We start from the raw sequence: 25,708 nt of genomic DNA, 5'->3' as shown, positions 1-25,708 counted from the left end.
GCAAACAGCGCAGGTTCTTTACCGAAATTGCGGGTAAAGGAAAGAGGAATGACAAGCGGGTCGGCCACAGCGAGCGCATTTATGATTGATTCTGTCGCATCTTTACTGCCGTCGTTAATGAAGACTATTTCAACTTCATGCTGCTGAAGCCCTTCAAACTCCCGCACGGTTTTATAAAAGATTGGAATTGCTTCCTCTTCATTAAACACCGGAACGACAAGAGAAATTTTCATTTCGCATCCCTAAAGACAATGAATTTTGAGTAGATGAACCCGGCAACCAGGCTAAAGCCGGAAAATGCTATTAGGGTAACCACGGGAGGGGCGCCCACAGTATCAGCGAAGTAACCCGTCAAGCCTGCCATGATCCCCATGAATAATACGAACGCGAGATAGCGTCCGGAAGTGGCCTGTGATTTGAACGTCCATTTCGCATTCGCAAAAAAACTAAACGTCACAGCAATGCAGAATGCCAGAACGTTAGCAATCGCCTGGCTGACCCCAAAGAAGTGAAGCAGAGCGCCAAAGCACAGCCAGTGTATGGCTGTGTTGAGCACGCCAACGGAAACGTATCTACTGAATATCTTTAACATTATAAAAATCAGTCAATTCTGAAAGCCAAGAAGTTTAGCACTTGTTGTCAACCTTATCGACCTCCTCTATATGGTCGGGATTCCGACCGACCTGCGCGCTTACCCTCATGCCACGATACGATTTTCCCCACCGGGGGTGAGGCATGAGGATGAATAACGTTTCAGACGTGGCGGCGGGACTTTCCTACGGCACTTCTATTGGCAGCTTTGGCTACTGGCTTTTGCAACTGCTCGATAAAGTCAGTCCCAGCCAGTGGGCTGCAATTGGCGTTCTCGCCAGTATTCTCTTTGGTCTGCTGACTTATCTGACAAACCTTTATTTCAAAATTAAAGACGATCGTCGCAAAGAGGCTCGGGACAATGGCTACCAGTAAGGCTAAGCTCAGCGCCGCTGTTCTGGGGTTGATACTTGCTGGCGCTTCTGCCCCGCAAATTCTCGACCAGTTCCTGAATGAGAAAGAGGGCAACAGCCTCACAGCGTACAAAGACGGCGGCGGGATCTGGACAATTTGCCGTGGCGCCACAATGGTGGATGGTAAACCGGTAGTGCAGGGCATGAAGCTGACGCAGGCGAAATGCGATCAGGTGAACGCCATCGAACGGGATAAGGTTCTTGCGTGGGTGGAGCGCAATATCAAGGTACCACTGACCGAGCCGCAGAAAGCAGGTATTGCTTCGTTCTGCCCTTATAACATCGGGCCCGGTAATTGTTTCCCCTCAACGTTCTATAAGCGCATCAATTCCGGTGACCGCAAAGGTGCATGCGAAGCGATCCGCTGGTGGATTAAAGACGGCGGCCGCGATTGCAGATTGACCAAAGGCCAGAAGAACGGTTGCTATGGTCAGGTCGATCGCCGGGATCAGGAAAGCGCACTGACGTGCTGGGGGATAGACCAGTGACCATTAAAGCAAAGCTGTTAGCGCTGGGCGTTCTGCTGGCGCTTTTCGCTGTTACCTTTTACGCGGGTTATCTGAAAGGCTGGTATGCGCACAGCGACAAGGTAAACAGCGAGCATGCAGCGAAAAACAAAAAAGCGGAGAAAGCCGTCGCCACTAGTGAGCAGAAAGCGGCAGCGGCCAGCGCAGAAGGAAAAGTGATTTACCGGACCATTTACCGAGACGTGGTGAAATATGTTAACGACCCGAATCATACTAAGTGCGATTTTGACGATCACGCTGTGCAGCTGCGCCAGCGAGCCCTCGATGCGGCCAACTCCATCAGCTGATTTGATGCAGGAACCGTGCAGGGGAGCGAGTAAAGCTGGAACAGACAGCGACGAAGACCTGCAGGCGGACATCGAAACAGCGGAATGCCTGCGCCAGTTACGGCTGGATAAATATCGTTGGCAAGCTTGGTACAGGGCTACGGAATAGCCCGTTTTGTTCCTCAATCGGGAGCGAAATCAAAACGGGTATCAATTCGGGTATCTAGGGATTTATTAAAAACTAAACACATTAAATACATGTGGTTATTTGCTGTGTTTTACTCCTATTATCGGCACCATTTCAAATTCTCCCGCCATCTCTTTTCGGATTCGTTTGGTTGCAATCTGAAGTTCTATTTAAACGCCTAATCGCTTTGGTTTGTCTCCCCGCCTGGTTTGTTATCCGTTCTGTTGTGAACAGGTCGAGAATAACGGCAAGATATGCACAGTGTATTTAGCACAGACATACGTTATGTCGTACCGCAAAGTTATGGAGCAGAACCAGTTGACCGGATTCTGGTTTGAACTCTGCCCTGAGATGTGCATATCACCAACGTTAAGATGGTCATCCGAAAATCACCTTATTTCATATTAAACCGATTAAAGGGATATAAAATTTTATCTTTTTTTCACACAAATAAATAAAGGAAGAGGAACATCGCCAAAAACAAAGGTATTGAGATATCTTCGAACGGTGAGCCTGTTGTTTTCCAGATCAAACATATCGAAAAGCAGCCCAGAGGCCTCTGTCTCGGTCATGCTGTCCCCGGGGTGAGCTGTTGTCTTCATATCACTCAGGTAAAAATCGCTTTTGTTTCTGCTCAGGACCGTGAATGTTATATCCCGATTAACGAGATGCGTATTGATGGGGGAAGGCTGTCTTGCTGATACCGAAGTACCAAAGATACTGATAATACTTTCAGTACCCGGTCGTATCACCACACTGATGGTTCCATTAAAGAGATACTCTTGATCGCCCGGTGAGTTCATTTGTAAGGTTCCAGAACAGTTAATGTTGCCACTTTTAGTCATGTTACTGATAGCGACAAGCATGCCTGAAAAAAACACAAATAAAGTAATCGTTAATAATTTATATTTTCTATTCATGGCTATATACGCTCTTGCAACTGGATAACTTTTTCTTGTTGCCAGCCTGATAACTGCATCTGCTAATGAATAAACGGCCTGTCTCACCAAAAATCAGGCTGTCTTCCTGCTGAGAGATATAAAAACTTCCTGGGAGGCAGGGTATTGATTCTCTGGCTATATTTTCAGTTAAGGTGAGTCTCACGGGAAGCAGTTCATGCGCACTTCTGAAAAACATATATACAGGGCAGCTGTCAATCGTACCGACTTGGTATACCCTGGATACTTTCATCTCATTAGTTTTAAGCTGAATATGATAACAAATAATAAAGAACATGATTAATGACAATGCATTAAGGCCATGAAACCATACTAATCTTTTACTGTTTTTTGTAATGGAAGTCGTACTGTCCTCTTCAGTGCCTGTATCTGTATTAGTCTCTGTAAGAGACATCCCCTGTTCGACCGTGTCAGGTAGAAAATCATCACTGAATGAACGGGTATCCGGAAGCAACAGGTCTTGTTTTTCTGCTCCGGGTTCGATCATTTTCACTTCTACATCTTTGTTCATCACAAAACCGGTACGTGGAATAGTGATGATGATATCGGCTGTTTCACCAAGTAACTGAAAATTTTTTCTAATCAACGATACATATTGTGTAAGTGTATTGTTGGACGCTTTATAACCGTACTCATCCCATACGCAATTGAGGATTTCTTCACGGGTTAAAGTTGACCCCTGATATCTGATAAACAAAGACAGCAACCTTGAGGCTGTTGCTGGAAGAAGGATCGAGTCATAACTCTTACAGTTAGTTAAAGAACACTGAGCGTCATCATAAACAATATTCTCATTGAAAATATAGAGCATAACCCGTCCTTATCCTTCAGGTCTTACCTGCGGCACTTTTACCTGTATGAAATAGTGAAACTGATTTTGGCGCTGAGTTTAGCATATTAAACATATCTGTCACGCGAATATGATAGTGTTTTGTTATTTACAATAAATATCATATCAAAATATAGAATTCTCCTTCCGACATGAATGTTTTATATACATTCTGATGGTTTTTAAAACTCTCTCAATGATGAGCCTTATTTCTATATAAAAGAATAAAAAAATTAATAATGCATATATACTCAGATGAATTGTCTGATATTTATATATTTTGCAATATATTATATAAAAAATTAGAAGTCAGAGTTATGATTGTTTCATTGCAGACGGACACGCTGAAGCAAACGAAAGTAAGGATAAACACTGCGATACTGATAAAAGAAGGGTATGAAACATGCTGATAATGAATGATACACTTGAAAAGAAATGTTCTTACAATTGTGAAATGGATGTTACGCCTTTCCTTCAGCCTGTTATTAATACTTATGATAACTGTATCGTGGGAGCAGAAATCCTCTGTAGAGTAAAAACAAAAAAAGGATACATACTTAATCAGCTGCATATCGAAGAACTTGAGGTGCCTGAGCGTGCAGATTTTTATGCAAGAGAGCTTTTACTGAAAACGGCAGAACTGTTAAGGAAAAATGACGGCGCAGGCGAAATCCCATCGGGCTTTGTTTTTTCTCTGAATATCACCTGTGGTCAGATAAGCTCTCAAACTATCAGGAATGCGGTAGTGAGGTTTAAGAGTTATTTCAAAACAGATGTGGTGATCCTGCTTGAGATAGTGGAAAGAAATATTACTGATGCGACCAGTGATATTCTGAATGCAATCGCATTCTATAATTCTATCGGAGTGAAGTTCGCTATTGATGATGCTGGGATAAACACTGCTGCAATGAAATTTTTTGGCGTAAGTAATGTTTCAATTCTAAAACTGGATCGCTCGGTTACGCAGATAAAAGAGAACTTTGAACTAATTTACCGGAAGTTAATTGATGGCATCGTAAAAGTATCCTCTCTGTGCGGGGTGCATATTGTTGCGGAAGGGGTGGAAAATCAACATCAGAAAGAGGCTCTGGGAAACGCTGGAATCATACATATGCAAGGGTATTTTTTTTCACGACCTTTATCCGTAGCTGCTTTTTGTGATTTTATGAAACACTACCGCTGACAGGACGGATACCATGACAGTAAAAAAAACAGTTTTTCTCATATCCGATGATTATTTTTACCTTAATGGGTTGGGGGTTTTATTAAAGAATGAAAATAATCTAAATGTTTTTTGTTATTATGTAGATCAAAACCAGCAGGAATGTTTTTCTGATGGTATTCCTTTTGAAAACTATAATGAAAAAAGCATCATTATACTGGCAGTGGATGACTTGCACCTCATCAGGAATTTCGCTGCGCGTTTTAGAACTAATATTGTCTTTTCTCTGAGAACCCTCGGCAAAAGAGAAATGGCGCTTTGTTATAAAGGTTTTCTGGTAATTAACAGATGCCTTTCATCATGGCGGATGTTAGATGTAATTAAGAAGTACGGGAGGGTAAGTTTTATGCCTGGCATATCTCTTACCCAAAAAGAGGAACAGGTGATTTTCAACTATTTTAACTTAACCGGTGCCCAGTTTAGTTCCTTTAAGTATAAAACTGGGGTTAAGAAAATTAGTTATTATAAACGTTCTGCTTATCAGAAAATGTTGGTTAATGGTGATGGGGAAGCTCATTTTGTAGTGAAAGCATTAAGTGAAATTAGAACAGGGATGCTATAACCGCTGTCCCATGGTTTACCTCTGTTTGTTTATTGCCAAAATTCATTTGTTTGAACAGATGAAGTGCTTAATACTGAAAATTAATAACTCAACGCTTTATGTTTTTTTGTAGTGCCTGGTGATTTTCACCATTCTAAGTAAGTGGTTTGATAAGGATGTTTTCACATCTCCTTATTACAACTCTATCGTGTATAAATATGATCTAAGGATATAGACATGAAAAAAAGTGCTATTGCGTTAACGCTGTTTGCTGTTCTGGGTGCAACTGTAAGTTCTGCGAATGCTGCATCGACAGGAACCATTACTTTTAATGGTGAACTGACTGCCACAACCTGTGATGCCGTTGTTGATAACCAGGCTGCGAATGCAACGGTTGTCCTGCCAACAGTAGGAACCAACCAGTTGGTAAATCTGGGTGAGACTGCGGGGCGTACGGGCTTTAATATCGCGCTGACTAACTGCCAGGGTACTCTTAAAACCGCGTCTGCGTTCTTTGAAGCGGGTCCGACCGTGGATTTAGCCAGCGGACATCTTCTGAATAAGGGCGGGTCGGCAACGAATGTCAGCCTGCAGCTGCGTGATGAGTCCTCTGCTACTGGAGATGTCATTGTGGCGGGTAACGGCAATCAGGCTGCCAACACAACTTATGTTGATGTTTCATCCGGCAGTGCAAATCTGCCTTATTCAGTTGAGTATTTTGCTGATGCTGCAACCACTGCCGGGACAGTTATCAGCCAGGTGGTTTACTCCATTCAGTACATGTAATTCAACGTACTTTATTAATCAGGGGGCTTCGGCCCCCTTTCAGAGAGGGTGGATTTATGCCTATGCAGCGGAAGCATACCTTTTTTTTTATTCAGACACTGAGTTCACTATGCATACTTTTTCTGGTGCTGCTTAGCGCGCCCGTGAAAGCCAGTATTGTTATTACCGGTACCCGGGTGATTTACTCTCAGGGCGAGCGCTCTGTCAGTGTGAAACTTAATAATAATGGTAAATCCCCCGTACTTATCCAGAGCTGGGTTGATGATGGAGTTATGAGTAAATCTCCGGATACCAGCACTGCCCCCTTTATTGTGACGCCCCCGATAAACCGTGTTGATCCCGGCAAAGGTCAGACACTACAGATCAGTTTTACCGGAAAACACCTGCCTTCAGATAAAGAGTCAGTATTCTGGCTTAACGTGCTTGAAGTGCCAGCACGTAACAGTGCAAAGAAAGATGATAATTTTTTACAAATCGCTTTTCGTACCCGGATAAAACTTTTTTATCGGCCGCAGGCGCTTCAGGGGAAATCCATTGAAGCTCCGGATAAGCTCGAATGGAAAACCGTAGACGGGAAATTACAGGCCATCAATAAAACGCCCTGGAATGTATCTATTTCTGGCGTAAAAGCGAATGGAAAAAAGACCGAAGGGAAAATGATAGCACCTTTTGATGCTGAGTCGTTTCCGTTGCAGGTAAGGCATGGACAAACGATTCACTTTGACGCCGTCAATGATTATGGCGCAGTCACTGCGAAATCTGCTGCTGTTCAATAACGTCTGTTTGACAGGGAATATAACGTGAAAAACCATAATAAATATTTCCGCAAGAGCTTTCTTGCAGCAGCTGTTGCGGGTTTTTGCAGTATATCGCATTCAACTGAAGCAATGGAACACACAGGAGCGCAGCCTGAGAATCCTCTGTCAGAAGTGATACCTGACCCCGGGACCGGGGACGTTGAATTTATCAGTGATGTACTGATGTTACAAAACAATCAACCCGTCGATATCAGCCGCTTTTCAAAGCGCGGTTTTCTTTTACCCGGGAAATATTATGCCTCTATTCGGGTAAATGGGAGTGAAGTAGGGAATGAAAATATCGAGATTAAAACCCGGGCGGATAACTCTGGTTATGTCTGTATAACGCCGGAATTACTGAAAGCGATCCCTCTGGCCTGGGAAAGAATCAATGAGACCGACACAGTGCGACAGCCAAATTCTGATGGCTGCACCGAGATCTTATCTGGCATCCCGAATGCCAGGGTCGAATTCGATGCCGGTGAGCAGGTACTGGATATTACGTTGCCGCAAAAATATGTTCATCGCTCTGCGCGTGGTTCCGTGAACCCGGAGCTCTGGGATAGCGGTATACCAGCAGCATTTCTCAGCTATGGGCTGAACGCCTGGACAAGTCAGTCCAGTCATTACGATTATAAGTCGTTGTTTGCCTCACTGAATACCGGATTTAATCTTGGCGCATGGTATTTCCGTCATAATGGCTCCTATTCATGGTCTGATGATGGGAAAAAGGATTATCAGTCTCTGAACACGTTTGCTCAGCGAGATATTCCGTTTATCAAAGGTCGTTTACTTATTGGCCAGTCTAATACCACAGGCAGGGTTTTTGACTCCCTGCCATTTTCCGGTATGCAAATTGCCAGCGATGAGCGCATGTATCCAACTTCGCAGCGGGGCTATGCGCCTGAAATCAGGGGGATGGCCAGAACGAACGCCAAAGTCACTGTACGCCAGAATAACGCCATCATTTATGAGACAACTGTCTCCCCGGGTGAATTCGTCATTAACGATCTTTATCCGACGGGGTTTGGTGGCGACCTTGCCGTGACCGTTCGGGAAGCAGATGGCAATGAAAACTTTTTTCTGGTCCCGTATACCGCGATGCCGCAGTTGATTAGACCGGGGTCGTACCGCTATTCCTTTACGGCGGGTAAATTACGCCAGCTTAACCTTAGAGATAAACCGGAGTTTTATGAGGCAACCTGGCAGCATGGCCTGTCAAATTACCTGACGGGCTATACTGGCTGGCAACAAAGCGACGGTTATTATGCCGCTCAGGCCGGTATGGCATTAGGAACCCAGGCCGGGGCGATTTCTCTGGATATCACCCAGTCGCATGCCTCTTTTGCGGGCAACCCGAATGCTCAGGAATATAGCCATAAAACGTTATCCGGACAGAGCTACAGACTCAGCTATTCAAAATTCATCCCCCGGACGGGCACCAATCTGACGCTGGCAACCTATCGTTTTTCAACGCAGGGCTATTACGATTTGGCAACAGCCATGATGACAAAAGATATGCTGGCGCGTGGTTACGATGAACAGCGTCTGAAACGTTCCAAAAGCCGCTATACCCTGACTGCCAGCCAGTCTCTTCCAGAAGGCCTGGGACAGTTCTATGCAAGTGCGTCATTACAGAATTACTGGAACAGTAAGGATACCGATAAACAGTTCCAGGTCGGTTACAGTAATAGCTGGAATTCAGTTACTTACGGATTAAATGTCAACCGGACATACACCTGGTACGGCAAAAGCGATACCAGCTGGCTTCTGTCCCTCAGCTTCCCTCTCGGTACTGCCGGAGATACAGACGTTCCATCCGCGCGTCTGGAAACAGGGCGCAACAATGATGATTCATGGTCTGAGGCGGCCTCCCTGTCCGGAACTGCCGGCGAAGACAACCAGTACAGCTATGGGGTAACAGCCCGCAATACCAGCGGCGCAACCGGCAGCAGCCTGTATGTTAACGGGCAGTGGCGGACACCATATACCTATCTTAATGCCAGCAGCAGCGTTGGTAATCACTATCAGAGCCAGTCATTTGGTGCGAATGGGTCCGTGATCCTGCATTCCGGTGGCGCAACCCTCAGCCCTTACACCTCAGATACCTGGGCGTTGATTGAAGCCAGAGGAGCCAAAGGCGCCCGGGTTTCCTCGTACCCTGGTATCAGCATTGATAATGCCGGGTATGCAGCGGTGCCTTATCTGAATGCGTATGAACTGAATGAAGTGGCCATCGATCCAAAGGATGCGACGAATAATGTCGGCTTTGATAGCACGTCACGTAAGGTGGCCCCCTACGCCGGTGCTATTGTAAAGGTTAAATATAATACGCAAACAGGGGTCCCCGTACTGATTTCTGCCCGATGGAAAGGAGAACCAGTCCCCTTCGGCGCTGATGTCAGCAGTGAGAAGGGTAATTATATTGCGATCGTCGGCCAGGCCGGGCAGATATTTGTTCGCCTTGAGCCAGGCACTCATATTCTCAAACTGAAGGCCGGTAATCAGGGGGAGTGCAAAATGAAAGTCATCGTTTCCGAAGAAGATTCAGCAATTAATATGAAGAAAGAGGTCCTGGAATGTTACTGAATGCGGTAGGGTTTCTGTCACGCAGTAGCATGAAAATGTTACTCGCTATTTCATTGTTCATCATGGCGCATTTCCCGTCGGTGGCCTTAGCTGCACCTGTTTGTGACGACACGAATATTGGCCACAAGGAGATAGTATTACCTGGAGGTAGTATTTCACCCGGTGTTGACCTATCCTCGTTGACTACTGTGATAGCCTCTTATTACACTATAACTTCAAATTACAATTATCAGTGTTATGTAACTGGTGGAGATATCGCAACTTATACGCTATATGTTTTTCTTGAACCATTGAGTTCATATGGTAGTTCTTATAATTTGAATATAGGGGTTAATCCAGCTTACAGTGTCGTTGCAATGAATGCTCCGGCATTTGGAGTCGGATTCACTAATTCTCTTTCTTCACCACCAGGCATGGCGGTGACTACAGTTCATTATGTAACAATTCACGGCCCCGCTGGATCTTCTATCATTGGTAATGGTTCTGGCATAGGTATGGGGGCATATTATATAGCATTAGTTAACGGTTCCCTCTTACAGCCAGGCGTTTTATTGGGGAGTGACCTGCCCACCTTCGGCATATACGGCATGATTTATAAGAGTGATGGAACACTCTATGACGGAAAGAAAATAACGATGGGGTCTGTATCTTTTAGCGGCTCAGTGAATGTTATTCCGTTTACATGCCAGACACCTGATGTGGTCGTGCCAATGGGAAAATATAAAACGACTGATTTCACCGGTGTGGGAAGTACCAGTCAATGGGTGGATTTCAACATTGAATTAGATAATTGCCCGGGGAATTATCCAGGATATTTTCAGGCAAAAAACCAAATGAGTGTATTGATTAATCCCGTTTATGGCAACCCTACACCTGATTCATTCAGTCTCAAATCAGGTACTGGCAGTGCAACGGGGATAGATATGCAGGTCAGAAAGCAAAATGATACCAGCATGATAAAAATGGGAACAGCTTTTGATCCTCTGGGCCCCGTAACCGGAAATACGGGAGTGACGCAATTACGGATCCCTCTGCAGGCCAGATATATACAGTCAGGCGGGCAGGTGACTCCTGGTTTGGCGGAGTCAGCGCTGACGTTTACGATAAATTATTATTAGTGTGATAAATAATAATTTTTCTCTCATCCATTGAAATTAAAGAGTCGATATGACCAGACAGGAATGGCTTTTACAACTCAGGCGGTGTACATCAAAAGATACGTTAGAAAAACTCATAGATAAAAACACCTATTCTCTTTCCAGTGATGAACTGGAGACATTTAACTCTGCGGTCGATCATCGACTGGCCGAACTGACAATGGGGAAACTTTACGACAAGGTACCTCCGGAAGTGTGGAAATTTGTGAAATAAAATGCGGGCGTGGCAGGTAGCACAGCGCCTGCGTGACGTTATGTTATGTCAAACCTGACGGCTGGAAGAAGAGTAACCTTCTCGTCGTCAGGTGGGCTGAATGCTCCATGCACGTTAAATTTTATGACGTTATTGGCCATCCGCAGATAATCACTAGAAAGGTAACAGGATGGCTGAGATGATCATATTTTTAGCAATTTTCATGTGTCTATCCCTGATCTCATCGACATTTCCGCGCTAACGTTTCACCAAATCGATTGCTGCTTAAAATTAATGAGATTCAGAAAGGTTTTGTGAAGCGTGTTTTTCTCAAAAAATGACATAAACGGATTAAGTGAGTTTTGTCCGTAGCTATTTAAAAAGAACTCACTTTTCTTTTTCATCAATCCAGGCAATCAGATCGGCGAGCCTCTTCTCAGAAAATACGGCTATACCATGTTTGGAGAGTAGCGATGCAGCGACACCCATTCCTGACTTACGCTGGCCGCTGAATGAACCGTCATAGATAAATTGACTACCGCATGTTGGGCTGTCGTCGGTTAATAGCGCCGCGGTACAATCTGACTCCTGAGCGGTACGAAGCGCTAATCTGGCGGCGAGCTGATATTGTTCAGTGACATCCTGCCCATTAATTTCAATTATTCTGACCTGCGCCAGCAATGTATCTTTAATTTCAGCAGAAATAATTTCAGCCGGAGGGCGGGGCACTGATAAACCGGCGGCCAGTTCTGGACAGAAGATCACAAGGCGTCCTTCTTTCTGCCAGCGCTGCAACTGATCTGACATCTGTGCTTTCTCGCTTCCGTCATAACGTACTTTGAGTCCCGTCAGGCATGCACTTACCAGTATTTTATTGATCATCGTTATCTAATATGACGTAACCCGTATAGCTGTATGTTAACACATTACTTGTATATATCTGTCTCTTAGCGGGGGAATGCTGCGCTGTATCTTTAGACTGATTGAGAAAAAGCATGATCGTAAACGCCGAATGGCGGTATACCCCCAAGGCTATACCGCCAGCGCCATATTATCGCGCCATTAACGCAAACACCCCCCAGCCAAAGTACTCCCGCGAGTACGTCACATGACGTTCAGGCGCTATCGTCAGCTCCGCCCGAACCTCCTGCGCGAAGTCATCTTCTGGGTTTTCCTCCAGCCAGCGACGCATGGTCATCCATTTTGCGGCTTCGTACCTGTCCCAGCCTTCCTGGTCTGCCAGCACCATTTCAACCAGGTCATAGCCCTGTTGATCGAAAGACGCAACCAGACCGGGCAGAGTGAGAAAGTCTGCAATCGACGAGACGCCGCACGCCTGGGCTGTCTCCTCCGTCGCGGGTACCTGACGCCAGTACGGTTCGCCAATGAGCATTATTCCCCCGGGCTTGAGGCTTTTTGCCAGCAGATCCATCGTCCCGGCTACGCCACCCGCAATCCAGGTTGCGCCAACGCAGGCCGCCACGTCACATTTTTCATTCGCGACATAGCCAGCCGCGTCGTTATGAATGAAATGGACGCGTTCGCTGACGCCGAGTTCCTCTGCGCGCCGCGTGGCCTGCGCGGTGAAGAGCGGGCTCATGTCGATGCCGGTACCGGTGATACCGTAATCACGTGCCCAGGTGCAAAGCATCTCTCCCGAGCCGCTGCCAAGATCGAGAATGCGTGTGCCTCGCTTCATGCGTAACACGCGGCCCAGCGTCGCGTACTTCTCTTGCGTAAAGGGGTTATGAATGCGGTGTTCGCTTTCGCTAACAGTAAAAATACGTGGGATATCCATCATCCTCTCCTTAACGGTTATCGGGCTGGGCGCGGACGTTATTCAGCCCCGTAGTGTTAATGCGGTAGGGCTGACCGTTGACGGATTTGATCAGCTTTTTGGTTTTGAGCTTTTTGAAAACGGCGAGCGTGCAGTCAGCCAGCAGTAGCCCTTCGCGGCTATAGCATTCAACGGCGGTGACGCGGCCGGAGGTATTGCGGACGTGCACAATACGGCCACCTTTGGCGAGAACGTGTAAGGTACGTTGTTCCTGACGGGATAAATTCATACTGGAAAACCTGTTTAATCATCATGTGCAAAACGTGCAAACACACAGCGGTGTCCGCATTCGATTTCGGCGCATTGATAATCAGTCCGGCCTGGAAAGGTCGGTAAGCTGATTATCAGATGATTACATTCTCCAGCATCAAAGCCTCGGGTTGAGTTGAAAGGTATTTACGGGGTGAATGATAACACCTGATTTTTATAAGTGAATACCCAGGGGTGAAAAACGTGATCACGGTTGGCATCGGGCTGAGGAGAGGGAATCATTCCTGGCCGCTCTTAATTTTGCTGTCGACCCGAGGCTGTGGTTTGCTGAAAAGATATCCCTGCACAAGCTCGCAACCCAGAGCCTGAAGCCGCTCAAGCTGCTCTTCGGTCTCAACGCCCTCGGCTATAACGCCCATATTAAGGCTCTTAGCCATACCGGTAATAAGCTTCACAATATTAAGCGCATCTTCTTGTGTAGATATCGGATTGACAAAAGATTTATCGATCTTGATTTTATCAAAATTCAGTTCGCTGAGTCTGGAGAGCGACGAATAACCCGTGCCAAAATCATCAATGGAAATTCTTACGCCCAGTGCGCGGAGTTTTTTCAGAATCGCAATGGGGTTATTTCTGTCACTAAAGAGGGATGACTCTGTGACCTCTAACTCAAGACGGTTAGCCGGGAGCCCGGTCTCAGCCAGAACGGTCTGCACCGTATTAATAAATGATTTGCTGCCTAATTGAACAGGCGAGACGTTTACGGAGATCCTGGCCGGAACAGCCCAGGAGACCGCTTCCCTACAGGCCAGTTTAAGTACGGTTTTACCTATCTCGTTGATCATGCCTGTTTTTTCAGCGGCGAAAATAAAGCTATCCGGGGAAAGCATTCCCTTTACAGGATGCATCCAGCGAATAAGCGCTTCATAGCCGTAAATTTCCTTGCTGACGGAATTCACAATAGGCTGGTAATAAACAATAAACTCATTGTTTTCAATCGCCCTTGCCATATCATTTTCAAGCGTTCTGCTCTCCTGTAACTTCTGAAGCATTCGCTGACGGAAAACTTTAATCTGCTGTGAGCCTGCCTTTTTGGCTTCATAGAGCGCCAGATCGGCGAACTTATAAAGATAATCAGCACGTCGTTCATTATCTGATAAAACAATACCCACGCAGGTGGCAATTTTTATGAGCTGGTTATTAATCGTATAGGGTTTACTGATATTCTCGCTGATTTCTCTAGCGCGCAAAACGGCTTCGCTTTCGTTTAACCCGCTGGCTAAAAAAGCAAACTCGTCTCCGCCTAAACGGTAAAATCTGTCTGAAATATTGCTCATGGCGGTCAATCGCCTGGATACCTGACGTAACAGTAAATCGCCAGCATCATGACCATAGGTATCGTTGACCTCTTTGAATCGGTCTAAATCAAATAACATTACCGTAACGGGAACATGATTTTCTTCGGCCTCAAGATTGAGTTTGCTGAGCTCATCCCAGAAGTACAGACGGTTTTTCATGCCAGTGAGGGAATCATGGTAAACGTCATACTCTAGTTTTGAATTCTGAATCTGTAGGGTCTCCTTGGATAACTGGAGTTCTTCTGCAAGACTTTCAACCTGCCTGTGCGCTTTAAGGATGTTTTTATTTTGATAGATCGTTAAAAAACCCAGGATAATACTCAGAATGATCAGCAGTAAAGAGAGGGCTGAGTAAATATAATACAGGATCTGTATTTTATGGTTGCTACTGTTAATCGTGCTAATGTCTTTCGTTAACGCGCTTGATGAAAGCTGACTGAGTGGAGCATCCAGCAAATGCATGGTATGAAGGTATGTTTTTACATCCGAATGGCTCATTTTTTCGAGGTTAGCATCCAGATACGTAAGGATTTTATCAAGGCTTAACGCGAGGTCATGATGTGCCTGAACGTTTTTAATGTAATGTCCTAAATCCCCCTCCTTAAACAGATCATTCTGGCTTAGCATAATTTCCAGCCGCATCCGGACCTGGTCTATCGTAACGTCATCGGAATCGGTTGCGTACAGACCAAGCCATGATTCAAAGCGGTAATATTCGGATACCAGTTGGGCGACAGACCATGACTCCGTGTAATGAGTCAGTTTTTGGAGCTCCTGCTGTCGATCGTAAACAAGAAAAGCAATATATCCAGTGGTGATAAAAAGAGAAAAAATGATACCAACCAGTATCCTGTTCATTATGTTCTCCTGAACTGCTATTCAATCTTCATTTTGCTGACCTGCCATGCCGATCGCGAATAATATATCTGATTATTTAATTCAGGAAGACTGTCGTAGGGATATACAATGAATGCCGGACCTTTATCTCGGATGCGCATATATTCACCATTAACCTTCAAAGCGAGTATGGCATTATATTTTTTAAAGTCGCTGAGCGGGATGGCTGTCGCGTAATCATTAAGCGCTATAACATTGACCACGTTACCCTTTGCGCCAATATAATCCATGAGTTTGCTCATTGGAACACCCTCAAACTTTGTGCGGCCATTATACCAGGGGGATGATGTCTGGAAGCTCACCATACCGAGTTTTTCAAGGCTGGCGATATCAAACACGGCTTTTCCACTTTCATTCGTGTTCTCGATATTACCGTAAATCGTTAAAATGGGTTTACCAGCAGGTTTTGGCAACTCACCAGCCAGGGTGACGCTTTGCACTAAAAAGCAGCACAGCATTAGGATTAATCGCATTTCAGCCTCCACGTTTTAACATAAGTATAAGAATTATAATTTAGTTATCCTACTAGTTTATATATTTTATCTTTCCCCACGTGTATCCATCATAATCAGGATGTAAAAACGCCGTCAGTCGGCAGCCACCCGAGCGATGCTTAACCTTCTTACCGCAGACGCATGACAAGGAACCGTCCATCATGAAAAAAGATAGCTATGCCTTTTTAATTCCACTCATCGTTGGCGGGTTAGCGTTGATATTTGGCTTTGTTGTCTGGTCAATCGAGATTTATCGCGTGACATTTCTTACGGCCCTGGGGGAACAGTATCTTGCGGCTGTCACATTGCTGCTGCCGCTGGTGGCGATAGTGATGTTCGCCGCGAAGAGGGCGTTTAAAGACAAAACCCTTGTTGACGTTGTCAAACTTTACCTCGGCCTCATCATCTTCAGCCTGCCGGTTGCCATTTTCGTCATCTTTACCGCGGCCTGGCTACTGAACGGAGAATACTCTGCCTGGAGCCAACCTTACCGGTATGAATCCGGCAGCAGAAATAGCTGTTCGGGGGCGGAAGTCTATGAGCCGGAACTCAAGAGAGAGATCCGCATCTGTTATCCTCAGGGATATTATTTAATCGATGGCACCCTGTACGTGGAAAAGCGGAGTAATTCGCTGGGTATGGTGGTGCTTTGGGCGATCGCGCGATCCTGAACCTCAGGCTCGAATAACCCCTTTAGCCCGCCTCCAGCATCCCAAAGCTGACAATCCGCGAGCGGCCCAGCTCTTTCGCCCGGTACAACGCGACGTCCGCCGCGCGCAGCAGATTATCGCTCTGGGCGTGCTGCGGATAGCTGGCGATCCCGATCGACACATCCACCGGGCCAATCTCCGAAAGCCCGTAGCGCAGCGAAAGCGCATGCACGCCGTTGTAGATCTCCGTTGCAGCGGCGTGCGCTGCTTCCTCATCTGCACCGGTAAGAAGCACCAAAAACTCTTCACCCCCATAACGGAAGGCCAGCCCGCTATCGTGTACCGCCCGTTGAATAATGGCTGCCACGCTTTTAATCACCAGATCGCCGGCCTCATGACCAAAGCGGTCATTAATGCTCTTGAAGTGATCGATATCGATCATCAGGCAGCTTACCGGCTCCTCGTTACGCACGGCCTGCTTCATTTGAGTACGTAACGTATCTTCCAGATGGTGGCGGTTACGCAGCCCCGTCAAGGGATCGAACAGGGCTTTTTCCAGCAGCGCATCGCGCAGCCGCTGGTTGGCCAGCGCCAGTCCCAGCGCCTCGGCCATCAGTTCCAGATAGGCGCGGGACGGCGCGGTTTCAGGCGTGATGTTCTGGAATGAGAGCAATCCAATCGCCTCGCCCTGAGCAATCAGGGGAACGCACAGCGATTGCTGCGCCTGTGATTCGGGCAGATGATAACAGCCGATATCCGGCTCGCCGTTCACTGGCGGATGGCTTTGACCACGCCGGACGGCCCAGCATTCGTCAGGATGGAACGGCTTTTTATCCCCTTCTGGCGATAGCCATTCGGCCGTACAGCGCATCTGCCACGGCTCGCGTTCCAGAATATACAGACGCCCTGAAACCCCCGGCGCAATATTGGGTGCAAACAGCTCCGCCACATTCATCACGTCGGCAAAGTTTTCACAGCCCTGCAACCGCTGGGTCATTCGCGCCAGCAGTTCGCGGATGGCCCAGTCAGCATCGCGCTCTTTTTCCAGCCGCTGCCTTGCCAGCCCGTTCTCACGGAAGATGCGGATGGCCTGCGCCATATCACCGATTTCATCAACCTGGGTAAAGTTCGGCGTTTCGACGGCGTAATCCTGCGATGCAAGACGATGAACAACATCACTCAGACGCACCACCGGGCGGAGTACGCGGCGCTTGAGGATGAAAACCATCACAAACAGGAAGAGCAGGGCGGTCAGGCCGACCATCACCTCAGAGGCCGTTCGAAGCGTTTTGGACGTTTTGGTTGCGGCCTGCACGTCGGCAATAATGCGCTTGTCCAGCAGCATGCGAAAGCGTTCGATAGCGTTGTGTGCCCGTTCGAGTTCCAGCTCATAGCTCTTACCAAACAGCAGCGAAACGGCCTGCTGTTCCTCGCCACGGGCGATGCCGTCAATGGCTGCCTGCTGTTCATCCTGTAGATCGTCTACAATTTTCAGTCCGTCGTACAGCAGCGCCAGCTCTTCGCCCGATGCCCCCGTATTTTTGAGCTGTCGCAGCGTGCGTTCGATATTCTTCAGCTCGGCTTCTTTCGCCTGATATTTCTCAAGCACCTCGGGCTCTTTTTGGATGACGTAAAGCCGCGCCAGATCGGAGAGCATCCAGGTGTCTGTCTCGATCTCCTCCGTCAGCTGATCGAAGACCTGGCGTTGTTTAACGGCTTCACGTTCGATGTTATCGGCGTGGGAAGCCATCAGCATGACGATGCCGGAGGCAATGGTCAGGCACACCGTGACACCATAAGCCCAGTTCGTGATCGTGGCGATTCGCACCTGTTGGATCCTTCTACGACAAATGTGGAAGAGCGTTCATTTCAGATTATAGAAAACCTCTGATTTATCGCGAAAAAAAAGGCGGCACAGGGCCGCCTCACAGAACGCCTTTCTTTATAGATCCGGAGAATTTCTCCCCTCTTCGATAAAGTCTGCGTCCAGCTCCTCGGCGTTGCCTGCGTGATCGCGGCCGGAGAAGAGGTTCCAGCAGGCGATAAACAGAGCGGCAATCAGCGGCCCAATCACAAAGCCGTTAATGCCATACAGCTCCATACCGCCGAGCGTGGTGATCAGTATCAGGTAGTCCGGCATTTTGGTGTCTTTGCCCACCAGCAGCGGACGCAACAGGTTGTCCACCAGCCCGACGATAATGACGAAGAAGCCCACAATGAACAGACCCTGCCACAGCTGGTGAGTGGCAAACAGGAAGATGGCGGCGGGAACCCAGACGATGGCCGACCCAACGGCAGGCACCAGGGAGAGAAATGCCATCAGTGCGCCCCACAATACGCTGCCGTCAATACCGACAATAGCAAAGGCGATACCACCGAGCGTGCCCTGAACCACCGCCACGACCGCCGTGCCTTTTACCGTGGCGCGCGACACGCCGACAAACTTAGCGAACAGGTGCTGTTTGACGAAGTCAGACAGCGGCAGCGAGTCGAGGATCTGGCGCACCAGATACGGCCCGTCTTTCAGCAAGAAAAACAGCAGATACAGCATAATGCCAAAGCTGATGGCAAAGCCGAACGTCCCTTTCCCAATCAGGAACGCGCTGCCCGCCAGATACTGCCCGCCCTGTAACGCGACATCGGAGAGTTTTTTCTGGATTTGCGCGGCGTTGGTCAGGTTGTGATCCGCCAGGAAGCCGCTGGCCCAGTCCGGCAGGCGGTTGAAGATACCGGCGATCACTTCCGGGAACTGCGTGTTGTTCTGTTGCAGCCTGGTGTAAACCATGTTCAGTTCCACCGCGAGCGAGGAAAGGATCACCATCAACGGAATAAACACGATCAGGCAGATAATGCCGAGTGTGAGGAGTGAAGCCAGCCCGTTGCGATCGCCCAGCGCGGTACGCAGTTTGTTTTTCACCGGGTTGAAAATGATGGTCAGGATCGCGGCCCACAGAATCGCCGAGAAATAGGGAGACAGCACGTCAAAGAAGGCCCAGGTTACAAGGGCCAGGATGAGAATAAAGAAACCTTTGGTCAGTCCGTTAAATCGCATAGTGAGTCCTGGTGAAGAAGAAACTGTGTCGACTATAGAACTGATTTAAGGATTTACCAATAATTGCGCTGAAGTCGCGCCGGGTGGCTTTTTGTTAACAATCGCGGTATAACACTCCTTCTTTGGATGTTTAGATGTCCATACGTTTAGAAGGTAACATGCAAACACAACAAGAAAACGGGCAACTTAAGCGCACCATGAAAACCCGCCACCTGATTATGCTCTCGCTGGGTGGCGTTATCGGCACAGGGTTATTCTTCAATACCGGATATATCATCTCGACAACCGGCGCGGCGGGCACGCTGCTGGCATATCTTATCGGTGCGCTGGTGGTCTGGCTGGTCATGCAATGTCTGGGCGAACTTTCCGTGGCGATGCCGGAAACCGGCGCGTTTCACGTCTATGCCGCCCGCTATCTCGGTCCGGCGACGGGGTATACCGTGGCGTGGCTCTACTGGCTTACGTGGACAGTGGCGCTGGGATCGAGCTTTACCGCGGCCGGGTTCTGCATGCAGTACTGGTTCCCACAGGTTCCCGTCTGGACGTGGTGCGTTGTCTTTTGCGCTGTGATTTTTGGTCTTAACGTGATTTCCACGCGCTTTTTCGCGGAAGGGGAATTCTGGTTCTCGCTGGTCAAGGTTATCACCATCGTCGCCTTTATTATTCTCGGCGGCGCGGCCATCTTTGGCTTTATCCCGATGGCGGACGGCTCTGCCGCGCCGGGACTAAGCAACATTACCGCCGAAGGCTGGTTCCCGCACGGTGGCCTGCCGATCCTGATGACCATGGTGGCGGTCAACTTTGCCTTCTCAGGAACGGAGCTTATCGGCATCGCGGCAGGGGAAACGGAAAACCCACACAAGGTTATTCCGGTTGCTATTCGCACCACCATCGCCCGGCTCATCATCTTCTTTATTGGCACCGTGTTTGTGCTGGCGGCGCTGATCCCCATGCAGCAGGCTGGCGTGGAGAAAAGTCCGTTTGTGCTGGTGTTTGAAAAGGTCGGCATTCCGTATGCGGCGGATATCTTTAACTTCGTGATCCTGACGGCGATCCTCTCGGCGGCGAACTCGGGCCTGTACGCCTCTGGCCGTATGCTGTGGTCTCTGTCTAACGAGAAAACGCTGCCGCGCTGCTTTGCCCGCGTCAACAAAAACGGTGTGCCGCTGACGGCGCTCTCCGTTTCCATGCTGGGTGGCGTGCTGGCGCTGTTCTCCAGCGTGGTCGCGCCGGATACGGTGTTTGTGGCCCTGTCAGCCATTTCCGGTTTTGCGGTGGTGGCGGTGTGGATTAGCATTTGCGCGTCGCACTTCGTGTTTCGTCGCCGTCACGTGCAGTCCGGCCAGCCGCTATCCGCGTTGCAGTATCGCGCGCCATGGTATCCGCTGGTGCCCGTGCTTGGCTTTATCCTCTGCCTGGTGGCCTGCGTCGGCCTGTGGTTTGACCCCAGCCAGCGTATTGCCCTTTATTGCGGGCTTCCGTTTGTCGCCCTGTGTTATGGTGCGTACTACCTGACCCGAAATCTGACCACGCAGGAGCCTGAACATGTCGCAGAATAATCCGCTTACCGCCCTCCTTGAAAAACAGCCGTTTGTCGTGCTGGATGGGGCGATGGCAACGGAGCTGGAAGCGCGCGGTTGTAACCTTGCCGACAGTCTCTGGTCGGCCAAAGTGCTGATGGAAAATCCGGAGCTGATCCGCGACGTACACCTCGACTACTACCGCGCGGGGGCACAGGTGGCGATCACCGCCAGCTATCAGGCGACACCCGCAGGCTTTGCCGCTCGCGGGCTGGACGAGTCGCAATCCCGGACGCTGATCGGCAAAAGCGTAGAGCTGGCACGCAAAGCGCGCGAAGCGTACCTGGCTGAGAACGCAAATGCAGGCACTTTACTGGTGGCGGGATCTGTGGGCCCTTACGGCGCGTATCTGGCCGATGGTTCCGAGTATCGCGGCAATTATGTGCGTAGCGCTGAAGAATTTACCGCCTTCCACCGCCCGCGTGTAGAGGCGCTGTTGGATGCGGGCGCGGACCTCCTGGCCTGTGAAACGCTGCCTTCGTTCACTGAGATTAAGGCGCTGGCGGCGTTGCTGACGGCATATCCGCGCGCCCGGGCATGGTTCTCATTTACCCTGCGTGACAGTGAGCACCTGAGCGACGGAACGCCGCTGCGGGATGTTGTTTCTGCGCTGGAAAGCTACCCGCAGGTTGTCGCGCTGGGGATTAACTGTATCGCGCTGGAAAACACCACGGCGGCGCTGACGCATCTGCACAGCCTGACGTCGCTGCCCCTGGTGGTCTATCCGAACTCCGGCGAGCATTACGATGCGGTGAGTAAAACCTGGCATCACCACGGTGAAACGTGCGAGACGCTGGCGGGGTATTTACCGCAGTGGCTGGAAGCAGGCGCGAAGCTGATTGGCGGCTGCTGTCGGACCACGCCGCAGGATATTGCTGCGCTGACGGTTCAGCGCTGAGGCCTTTGCCGGGCGGCGGCTGCGCCTTACCCGGCCTACAAATTGCACGAACCGTAGGCCGGGTAAGCGTAGCGCCACCCTGCGAAACAACCGCACAAAATTCACTATCCTTTCCCGCTTTTTTTCTAAAAACGAATCGTCATTAGCGATTCTTTTTTATTCCTTTATCAAAATTCTCGCGCCGGAAATACTGCCCTTATAACAACAAGGGGAGCAGACGGTATGGCAATTTCATCGCGAATCACGTTACTTGGTGCACTGGCGCTGTGGGTATTTCAGGCGCAGGCGGTGGACGTCACCGTGGCGTATCAGACTTCCGCGGAACCGGCGAAAGTCGCGCAGGCGGATAACACCTTCGCCAAAGCGAGCGGGGCGAACGTCGACTGGCGCAAGTTCGACAGCGGCGCGGCAATTGTGCGGGCGTTAGCCTCGGGCGACGTGCAGATTGGCAACCTGGGTTCCAGCCCGCTGGCCGTTGCCGCCAGCCAGCAGGTGCCGATTGAAGTCTTCCTGCTGGCATCGCAGCTCGGAAATTCCGAAGCGCTGGTGGTGAAGAAAAGCATCACGAAACCCGAAGATTTGATTGGCAAACGCATCGCGGTGCCGTTTATCTCCACCACGCATTACAGCCTGCTGGCAGCGCTGAAACACTGGGGCATTAAGCCGGGCCAGGTGCAGATCATCAACCTGCAACCTCCAGCGATTATTGCCGCCTGGCAGCGTGGCGACATTGACGGAGCATACGTCTGGGCGCCCGCCGTCAACGAGCTGGAAAAAGACGGCACCGTGCTGACCGACTCCGAAAAAGTGGGGCAATGGGGGGCGCCAACACTTGATGTCTGGGTCGTTCGTAAGGACTTTGCCGAAAAACACCCTGAAGTGGTGAAAGCCTTCGCCAAAAGCGCCATCGACGCCCAGCAGCCTTACATCAGCAACCCGGATGAATGGCTGAAACAGCCCGCCAACCTGGAGAAACTCTCACGTCTGAGCGGTGTGCCGGAAGCTGACGTGCCGGGGCTGGTGAAAGGCAACACCTATCTGACACCTGCGCAGCAGGTCCAGCAGCTGAACGGGCCGGTGAGCAAAGCGATTGTCGACACTGCGACGTTCCTGAAAGAGCAGGGCAAAGTGCCTGCGGTGGCAGCGGATTACAGCCGGTTCGTGACCGACCGCTTTGTGAAATAAGGGGGCTGCGATGCTGAACATTACAAACCTGTCTGCCGATTACGGCGGCAAACCCGCCCTGAAAGAGATCAACCTGACGCTGGACAGCGGTGAACTGCTGGTCGTACTGGGGCCGTCCGGCTGCGGGAAAACGACGCTGCTGAACCTGATCGCCGGGTTTGTACCGTATCAGCACGGCACGATCCAACTCGAAGGAAAACGGGTAACGGGGCCGGGCGCAGAGCGCGGCGTGGTCTTCCAGAACGAAGGGCTACTTCCGTGGCGAAACGTGCAGGAAAACGTTGCGTTTGGTCTGCAACTGGCCGGCGTAGCGCGTGAACAGCGTCTGAATACGGCGCGCGACATGTTGAAAAAGGTCGGGCTGGAGGGGGCTGAAAAACGCTTTATCTGGCAGCTTTCAGGCGGGCAGCGTCAGCGCGTCGGGATTGCCCGTGCGCTGGCGGCTAACCCTCAGCTGCTGTTGCTGGACGAACCTTTCGGGGCGCTGGATGCCTTTACCCGTGAGCAGATGCAAACCCTGCTGCTGCGCCTGTGGCACGAAACCGGCAAGCAGGTGCTGTTAATCACCCACGATATCGAAGAGGCCGTGTTTATGGCGACGGAGCTGGTGCTGCTCTCACCGGGACCGGGACGCGTGCTGGAGCGTCTGCCGCTTGAGTTTGCCCGGCGCTATGTGGCGGGAGAGCCGGTACGCAGCATTAAATCAGACCCGCTATTTATCGAAAAACGGGAATACATTCTGAGCCGTGTGTTTGAACAGCGGGAGGCGTTCTCATGAGCATTGTCTTCAGTGAAAAAACGCGGCGGACGCGCCGTGCCTTACGCTGGCCGTTCTCTCGCCAGCTCACCTTAAGCGTCAGCACGCTGGTGGTGTTGCTGGCGGTATGGTGGGCGGTTGCCGCGCAGCAGTGGATCAGCCCGCTGTTTCTGCCCCCGCCAGGCCAGGTTCTGGAAAAACTGATCGCCATCGCCGGACCGCAGGGCTTTATGGATGCCACCCTCTGGCAGCATTTAGGCGCCAGTCTGACGCGTATTCTGGTGGCGCTGCTGGCGGCGGTCATTATTGGCGTTCCGGTGGGGATTGCGATGGGACTGAGCCCGACGGTGCGCGGCATTCTCGACCCGCTGATAGAGCTTTACCGTCCCGTACCGCCACTGGCTTATCTGCCCCTGATGGTGATCTGGTTTGGCATCGGCGAGACGTCAAAGATCTTACTGATATATCTGGCTATTTTTGCGCCGGTAGCAATGTCGGCTCTGGCTGGCGTAAAGAGTGCGCAGCAGGTACGCATACGTGCGGCGCAGTCGCTCGGCGCCAGCCGCGCGCAGGTACTGCTGTTCGTCATTTTACCAGGTGCGCTGCCGGAGATATTGACCGGGTTGCGCATCGGCCTTGGGGTGGGCTGGTCAACGCTGGTGGCGGCAGAGCTGATTGCCGCCACGCGCGGCCTTGGGTTTATGGTGCAGTCGGCGGGAGAGTTCCTGGCGACTGACGTAGTACTGGCAGGGATCGCGGTCATCGCCGCGATCGCCTTTGGATTAGAACTGGGACTGCGCACGCTACAGCGTCGCCTGACGCCCTGGCATGGAGAAATACAATGAGTGAACGTCTGACGATTATCCCGTTGGGGCCGTACATTGGCGCGCAGGTGTCGGGCCTGGACGTAACCCGTCCGCTGAGCGATAACCAGTTTGAGCAGCTGTACCACGCGGTGCTGCGCCATCAGGTGGTGTTCCTGCGCGATCAGGCCATCACCCCGCAACAGCAGCGCGCGCTGGCCCTGCGTTTTGGCGACCTGCATATCCACCCGGTCTACCCGCATGCGGAAGGGGTGGAGGAAATTATCGTGCTGGACACTCATAACGATAACCCGCCCGATAATGACAACTGGCATACGGATGTTACCTTTATCGACACACCGCCAGCCGGGGCGATTCTGGCAGCAAAACTACTGCCAGAGACCGGCGGCGATACGCTGTGGGCGAGCGGCATTGCGGCGTTTGAGGCGCTCTCCGCGCCGTTCCAGACCTTGCTAAGTGGCCTGCGGGCGGAGCATGATTTTAAAAAATCGTTCCAGGAGTATAAGTACCGTAAAACGGAAGAGGAGCACCAGCGCTGGCTGGATGCGGTTGCAAAGCATCCGCCGCTGTTGCACCCGGTGGTGCGTACCCATCCGGTGACCGGCAAGCAGGCGCTGTTTGTGAACGAAGGGTTTACCTCGCGCATTGTGGACGTAACGGAAAAAGAGAGCGAGGCGCTGCTCAGTTTCCTGTTTGCGCATATCACGAAGCCGGAGTTTCAGGTGCGCTGGCGCTGGCAGGAGAACGATCTGGCGATCTGGGATAACCGCGTCACGCAGCATTACGCCAATGCGGATTACCTGCCGCAGCGAAGGATTATGCAGCGGGCGACGATTTTGGGGGATAAGCCGTTCTACCGTGCGGTTTGAGCCCCTCACCCTAACCCTCTCCCCAAAGGGGCGAGGGGAC

Annotated in this window: 28 protein-coding genes; 17 read left to right on the top strand and 11 right to left on the bottom strand. The window is 50.1% G+C overall.

From position 1 onward, the window contains the following. Nucleotides 1-233, bottom strand: a 233-nt coding sequence (locus ACOT0L_RS13875) for a glycosyltransferase (RefSeq protein WP_421637263.1), incomplete at its 3' end; no start/stop codon positions are given. Beyond that, nucleotides 230-592, bottom strand: coding sequence for a GtrA family protein (locus ACOT0L_RS13870; RefSeq protein WP_038415424.1), 363 nt, complete (start codon nucleotides 590-592; stop codon nucleotides 230-232). The genes ACOT0L_RS13875 and ACOT0L_RS13870, both read right to left, overlap by 4 nt. Before the next feature lie 149 nt (nucleotides 593-741). Here ACOT0L_RS13870 and ACOT0L_RS13865 point away from each other — a divergent pair, with 149 nt between their 5' ends. The 3 genes from ACOT0L_RS13865 to ACOT0L_RS13855 are packed head-to-tail and all read left to right on the top strand — an operon-like array spanning nucleotide 742 to nucleotide 1,818. After that, entirely contained in the window at nucleotides 742-966 is a 225-nt protein-coding gene (locus tag ACOT0L_RS13865; protein ID WP_038415426.1) for a class II holin family protein, read from the top strand. Continuing rightward, nucleotides 953-1,492 (top strand): lysozyme, encoded by a 540-nt coding sequence (locus ACOT0L_RS13860; RefSeq protein ID WP_126503146.1) that lies wholly within the window; start codon nucleotides 953-955, stop codon nucleotides 1,490-1,492. The genes ACOT0L_RS13865 and ACOT0L_RS13860 overlap by 14 nt, the downstream gene beginning before the upstream one ends. Continuing rightward, nucleotides 1,489-1,818 (top strand): hypothetical protein, encoded by a 330-nt coding sequence (locus tag ACOT0L_RS13855; protein ID WP_063148323.1) that lies wholly within the window; start codon nucleotides 1,489-1,491, stop codon nucleotides 1,816-1,818. The genes ACOT0L_RS13860 and ACOT0L_RS13855 overlap by 4 nt, the downstream gene beginning before the upstream one ends. 597 nt (nucleotides 1,819-2,415) lie before the next feature. Here ACOT0L_RS13855 and ACOT0L_RS13850 read toward each other — a convergent pair. Together ACOT0L_RS13850 and ACOT0L_RS13845 are read right to left on the bottom strand one after the other, a co-directional pair. Continuing rightward, nucleotides 2,416-2,904 (bottom strand): hypothetical protein, encoded by a 489-nt coding sequence (locus tag ACOT0L_RS13850; RefSeq protein ID WP_063137845.1) that lies wholly within the window; start codon nucleotides 2,902-2,904, stop codon nucleotides 2,416-2,418. After that, complete coding sequence (locus ACOT0L_RS13845; RefSeq protein ID WP_126503144.1) at nucleotides 2,897-3,754, bottom strand: winged helix-turn-helix domain-containing protein; 858 nt, start codon at nucleotides 3,752-3,754, stop codon at nucleotides 2,897-2,899. The genes ACOT0L_RS13850 and ACOT0L_RS13845 overlap by 8 nt, the downstream gene beginning before the upstream one ends. A gap of 421 nt (nucleotides 3,755-4,175) precedes the next feature. Here ACOT0L_RS13845 and ACOT0L_RS13840 point away from each other — a divergent pair, with 421 nt between their 5' ends. The 7 genes from ACOT0L_RS13840 (at nucleotide 4,176) to hha (ending at nucleotide 11,078) form a co-directional block, all read left to right on the top strand. Further along, a complete protein-coding gene (locus ACOT0L_RS13840) occupies nucleotides 4,176-4,955 on the top strand; it encodes an EAL domain-containing protein (protein WP_126503142.1) in 780 nt (259 codons plus the stop codon). Between the two features lie 13 nt (nucleotides 4,956-4,968). Beyond that, nucleotides 4,969-5,556, top strand: coding sequence for a hypothetical protein (locus ACOT0L_RS13835; protein WP_126503140.1), 588 nt, complete (start codon nucleotides 4,969-4,971; stop codon nucleotides 5,554-5,556). Nucleotides 5,557-5,772: 216 nt separating this feature from the next. After that, nucleotides 5,773-6,321, top strand: coding sequence for a fimbrial protein (locus ACOT0L_RS13830; RefSeq protein ID WP_022647178.1), 549 nt, complete (start codon nucleotides 5,773-5,775; stop codon nucleotides 6,319-6,321). Nucleotides 6,322-6,383: 62 nt separating this feature from the next. Continuing rightward, nucleotides 6,384-7,097, top strand: coding sequence for a fimbrial biogenesis chaperone (locus ACOT0L_RS13825; RefSeq protein ID WP_058677403.1), 714 nt, complete (start codon nucleotides 6,384-6,386; stop codon nucleotides 7,095-7,097). A 24-nt stretch (nucleotides 7,098-7,121) separates the two neighbouring features. Continuing rightward, nucleotides 7,122-9,707 carry a fimbria/pilus outer membrane usher protein gene (locus tag ACOT0L_RS13820; protein ID WP_072200986.1) on the top strand — a complete coding sequence of 862 codons (2,586 nt, stop codon included), beginning with the start codon at nucleotides 7,122-7,124 and terminating at the stop codon, nucleotides 9,705-9,707. A gap of 29 nt (nucleotides 9,708-9,736) precedes the next feature. Beyond that, on the top strand, nucleotides 9,737-10,825 hold the full coding sequence (locus tag ACOT0L_RS13815; RefSeq protein WP_126503138.1) for a fimbrial protein: 1,089 nt from the start codon (nucleotides 9,737-9,739) through the stop codon (nucleotides 10,823-10,825). A 49-nt stretch (nucleotides 10,826-10,874) separates the two neighbouring features. Next, entirely contained in the window at nucleotides 10,875-11,078 is a 204-nt protein-coding gene (hha, locus tag ACOT0L_RS13810) for a hemolysin expression modulator Hha (protein WP_038415439.1), read from the top strand. Nucleotides 11,079-11,444: 366 nt separating this feature from the next. On the opposite strand, the gene ACOT0L_RS13805 is transcribed toward hha, so the two are convergent. The 5 genes from ACOT0L_RS13805 to ACOT0L_RS13785 form a co-directional block, all read right to left on the bottom strand. Continuing rightward, nucleotides 11,445-11,939, bottom strand: coding sequence for a DUF523 domain-containing protein (locus ACOT0L_RS13805; RefSeq protein ID WP_022647183.1), 495 nt, complete (start codon nucleotides 11,937-11,939; stop codon nucleotides 11,445-11,447). A gap of 169 nt (nucleotides 11,940-12,108) precedes the next feature. Further along, complete coding sequence (locus ACOT0L_RS13800) at nucleotides 12,109-12,855, bottom strand: SAM-dependent methyltransferase (RefSeq protein ID WP_022647184.1); 747 nt, start codon at nucleotides 12,853-12,855, stop codon at nucleotides 12,109-12,111. Between the two features lie 10 nt (nucleotides 12,856-12,865). Next, complete coding sequence (locus ACOT0L_RS13795; protein WP_022647185.1) at nucleotides 12,866-13,123, bottom strand: YjhX family toxin; 258 nt, start codon at nucleotides 13,121-13,123, stop codon at nucleotides 12,866-12,868. Nucleotides 13,124-13,382: 259 nt separating this feature from the next. Then, nucleotides 13,383-15,320, bottom strand: a complete 1,938-nt coding sequence (locus tag ACOT0L_RS13790) for a putative bifunctional diguanylate cyclase/phosphodiesterase (RefSeq protein ID WP_023299408.1) — start codon at nucleotides 15,318-15,320, stop codon at nucleotides 13,383-13,385. A 17-nt stretch (nucleotides 15,321-15,337) separates the two neighbouring features. Continuing rightward, nucleotides 15,338-15,832: a molybdopterin-dependent oxidoreductase gene (locus ACOT0L_RS13785; protein ID WP_022647187.1), complete on the bottom strand. Its 495-nt coding sequence runs from the start codon at nucleotides 15,830-15,832 to the stop codon at nucleotides 15,338-15,340. A 182-nt stretch (nucleotides 15,833-16,014) separates the two neighbouring features. Between ACOT0L_RS13785 and ACOT0L_RS13780 the strand changes: the two genes are divergently transcribed. After that, on the top strand, nucleotides 16,015-16,524 hold the full coding sequence (locus ACOT0L_RS13780; RefSeq protein WP_023299409.1) for a hypothetical protein: 510 nt from the start codon (nucleotides 16,015-16,017) through the stop codon (nucleotides 16,522-16,524). Between the two features lie 22 nt (nucleotides 16,525-16,546). Here the strand turns inward: ACOT0L_RS13780 and ACOT0L_RS13775 are convergent, their stop codons facing one another. Both ACOT0L_RS13775 and ACOT0L_RS13770 read right to left on the bottom strand, forming a co-directional pair. Next, nucleotides 16,547-18,331 carry a diguanylate cyclase gene (locus ACOT0L_RS13775; protein ID WP_058645981.1) on the bottom strand — a complete coding sequence of 595 codons (1,785 nt, stop codon included), beginning with the start codon at nucleotides 18,329-18,331 and terminating at the stop codon, nucleotides 16,547-16,549. Nucleotides 18,332-18,445: 114 nt separating this feature from the next. Beyond that, entirely contained in the window at nucleotides 18,446-19,555 is a 1,110-nt protein-coding gene (locus tag ACOT0L_RS13770; RefSeq protein ID WP_022647190.1) for an AI-2E family transporter, read from the bottom strand. 158 nt (nucleotides 19,556-19,713) lie between these two features. On the opposite strand from ACOT0L_RS13770, the gene mmuP reads away from it, so the two are divergent. The 6 genes from mmuP (at nucleotide 19,714) to tauD (ending at nucleotide 25,668) form a co-directional block, all read left to right on the top strand. Beyond that, nucleotides 19,714-21,114, top strand: a complete 1,401-nt coding sequence (gene mmuP, locus ACOT0L_RS13765) for an S-methylmethionine permease (RefSeq protein ID WP_023305550.1) — start codon at nucleotides 19,714-19,716, stop codon at nucleotides 21,112-21,114. Beyond that, nucleotides 21,101-22,033: a homocysteine S-methyltransferase gene (gene mmuM, locus ACOT0L_RS13760; protein WP_063841512.1), complete on the top strand. Its 933-nt coding sequence runs from the start codon at nucleotides 21,101-21,103 to the stop codon at nucleotides 22,031-22,033. Before mmuP ends, mmuM begins: the two co-directional genes overlap by 14 nt. 222 nt (nucleotides 22,034-22,255) lie before the next feature. Next, nucleotides 22,256-23,218 carry a taurine ABC transporter substrate-binding protein gene (gene tauA, locus ACOT0L_RS13755; protein ID WP_038415446.1) on the top strand — a complete coding sequence of 321 codons (963 nt, stop codon included), beginning with the start codon at nucleotides 22,256-22,258 and terminating at the stop codon, nucleotides 23,216-23,218. 10 nt (nucleotides 23,219-23,228) lie between these two features. Beyond that, nucleotides 23,229-23,996: a taurine ABC transporter ATP-binding subunit gene (tauB, locus tag ACOT0L_RS13750; RefSeq protein WP_022647194.1), complete on the top strand. Its 768-nt coding sequence runs from the start codon at nucleotides 23,229-23,231 to the stop codon at nucleotides 23,994-23,996. After that, the gene (tauC, locus tag ACOT0L_RS13745) at nucleotides 23,993-24,820 is read left to right on the top strand and encodes a taurine ABC transporter permease TauC (RefSeq protein ID WP_022647195.1); all 828 of its coding nucleotides are present in this window, start codon (nucleotides 23,993-23,995) and stop codon (nucleotides 24,818-24,820) included. The genes tauB and tauC overlap by 4 nt, the downstream gene beginning before the upstream one ends. After that, the gene (gene tauD, locus ACOT0L_RS13740) at nucleotides 24,817-25,668 is read left to right on the top strand and encodes a taurine dioxygenase (RefSeq protein WP_022647196.1); all 852 of its coding nucleotides are present in this window, start codon (nucleotides 24,817-24,819) and stop codon (nucleotides 25,666-25,668) included. The genes tauC and tauD overlap by 4 nt, the downstream gene beginning before the upstream one ends. The last annotated feature ends 40 nt before the right edge of the window (nucleotides 25,669-25,708 follow it).

The organism is Enterobacter cloacae complex sp. XAL002 (assembly GCF_049236805.1).
GTDB classification, from domain to species: Bacteria; Pseudomonadota; Gammaproteobacteria; order Enterobacterales; family Enterobacteriaceae; genus Enterobacter; species Enterobacter intestinihominis.
This window is presented reverse-complemented; position numbering and strand designations above follow the sequence as displayed.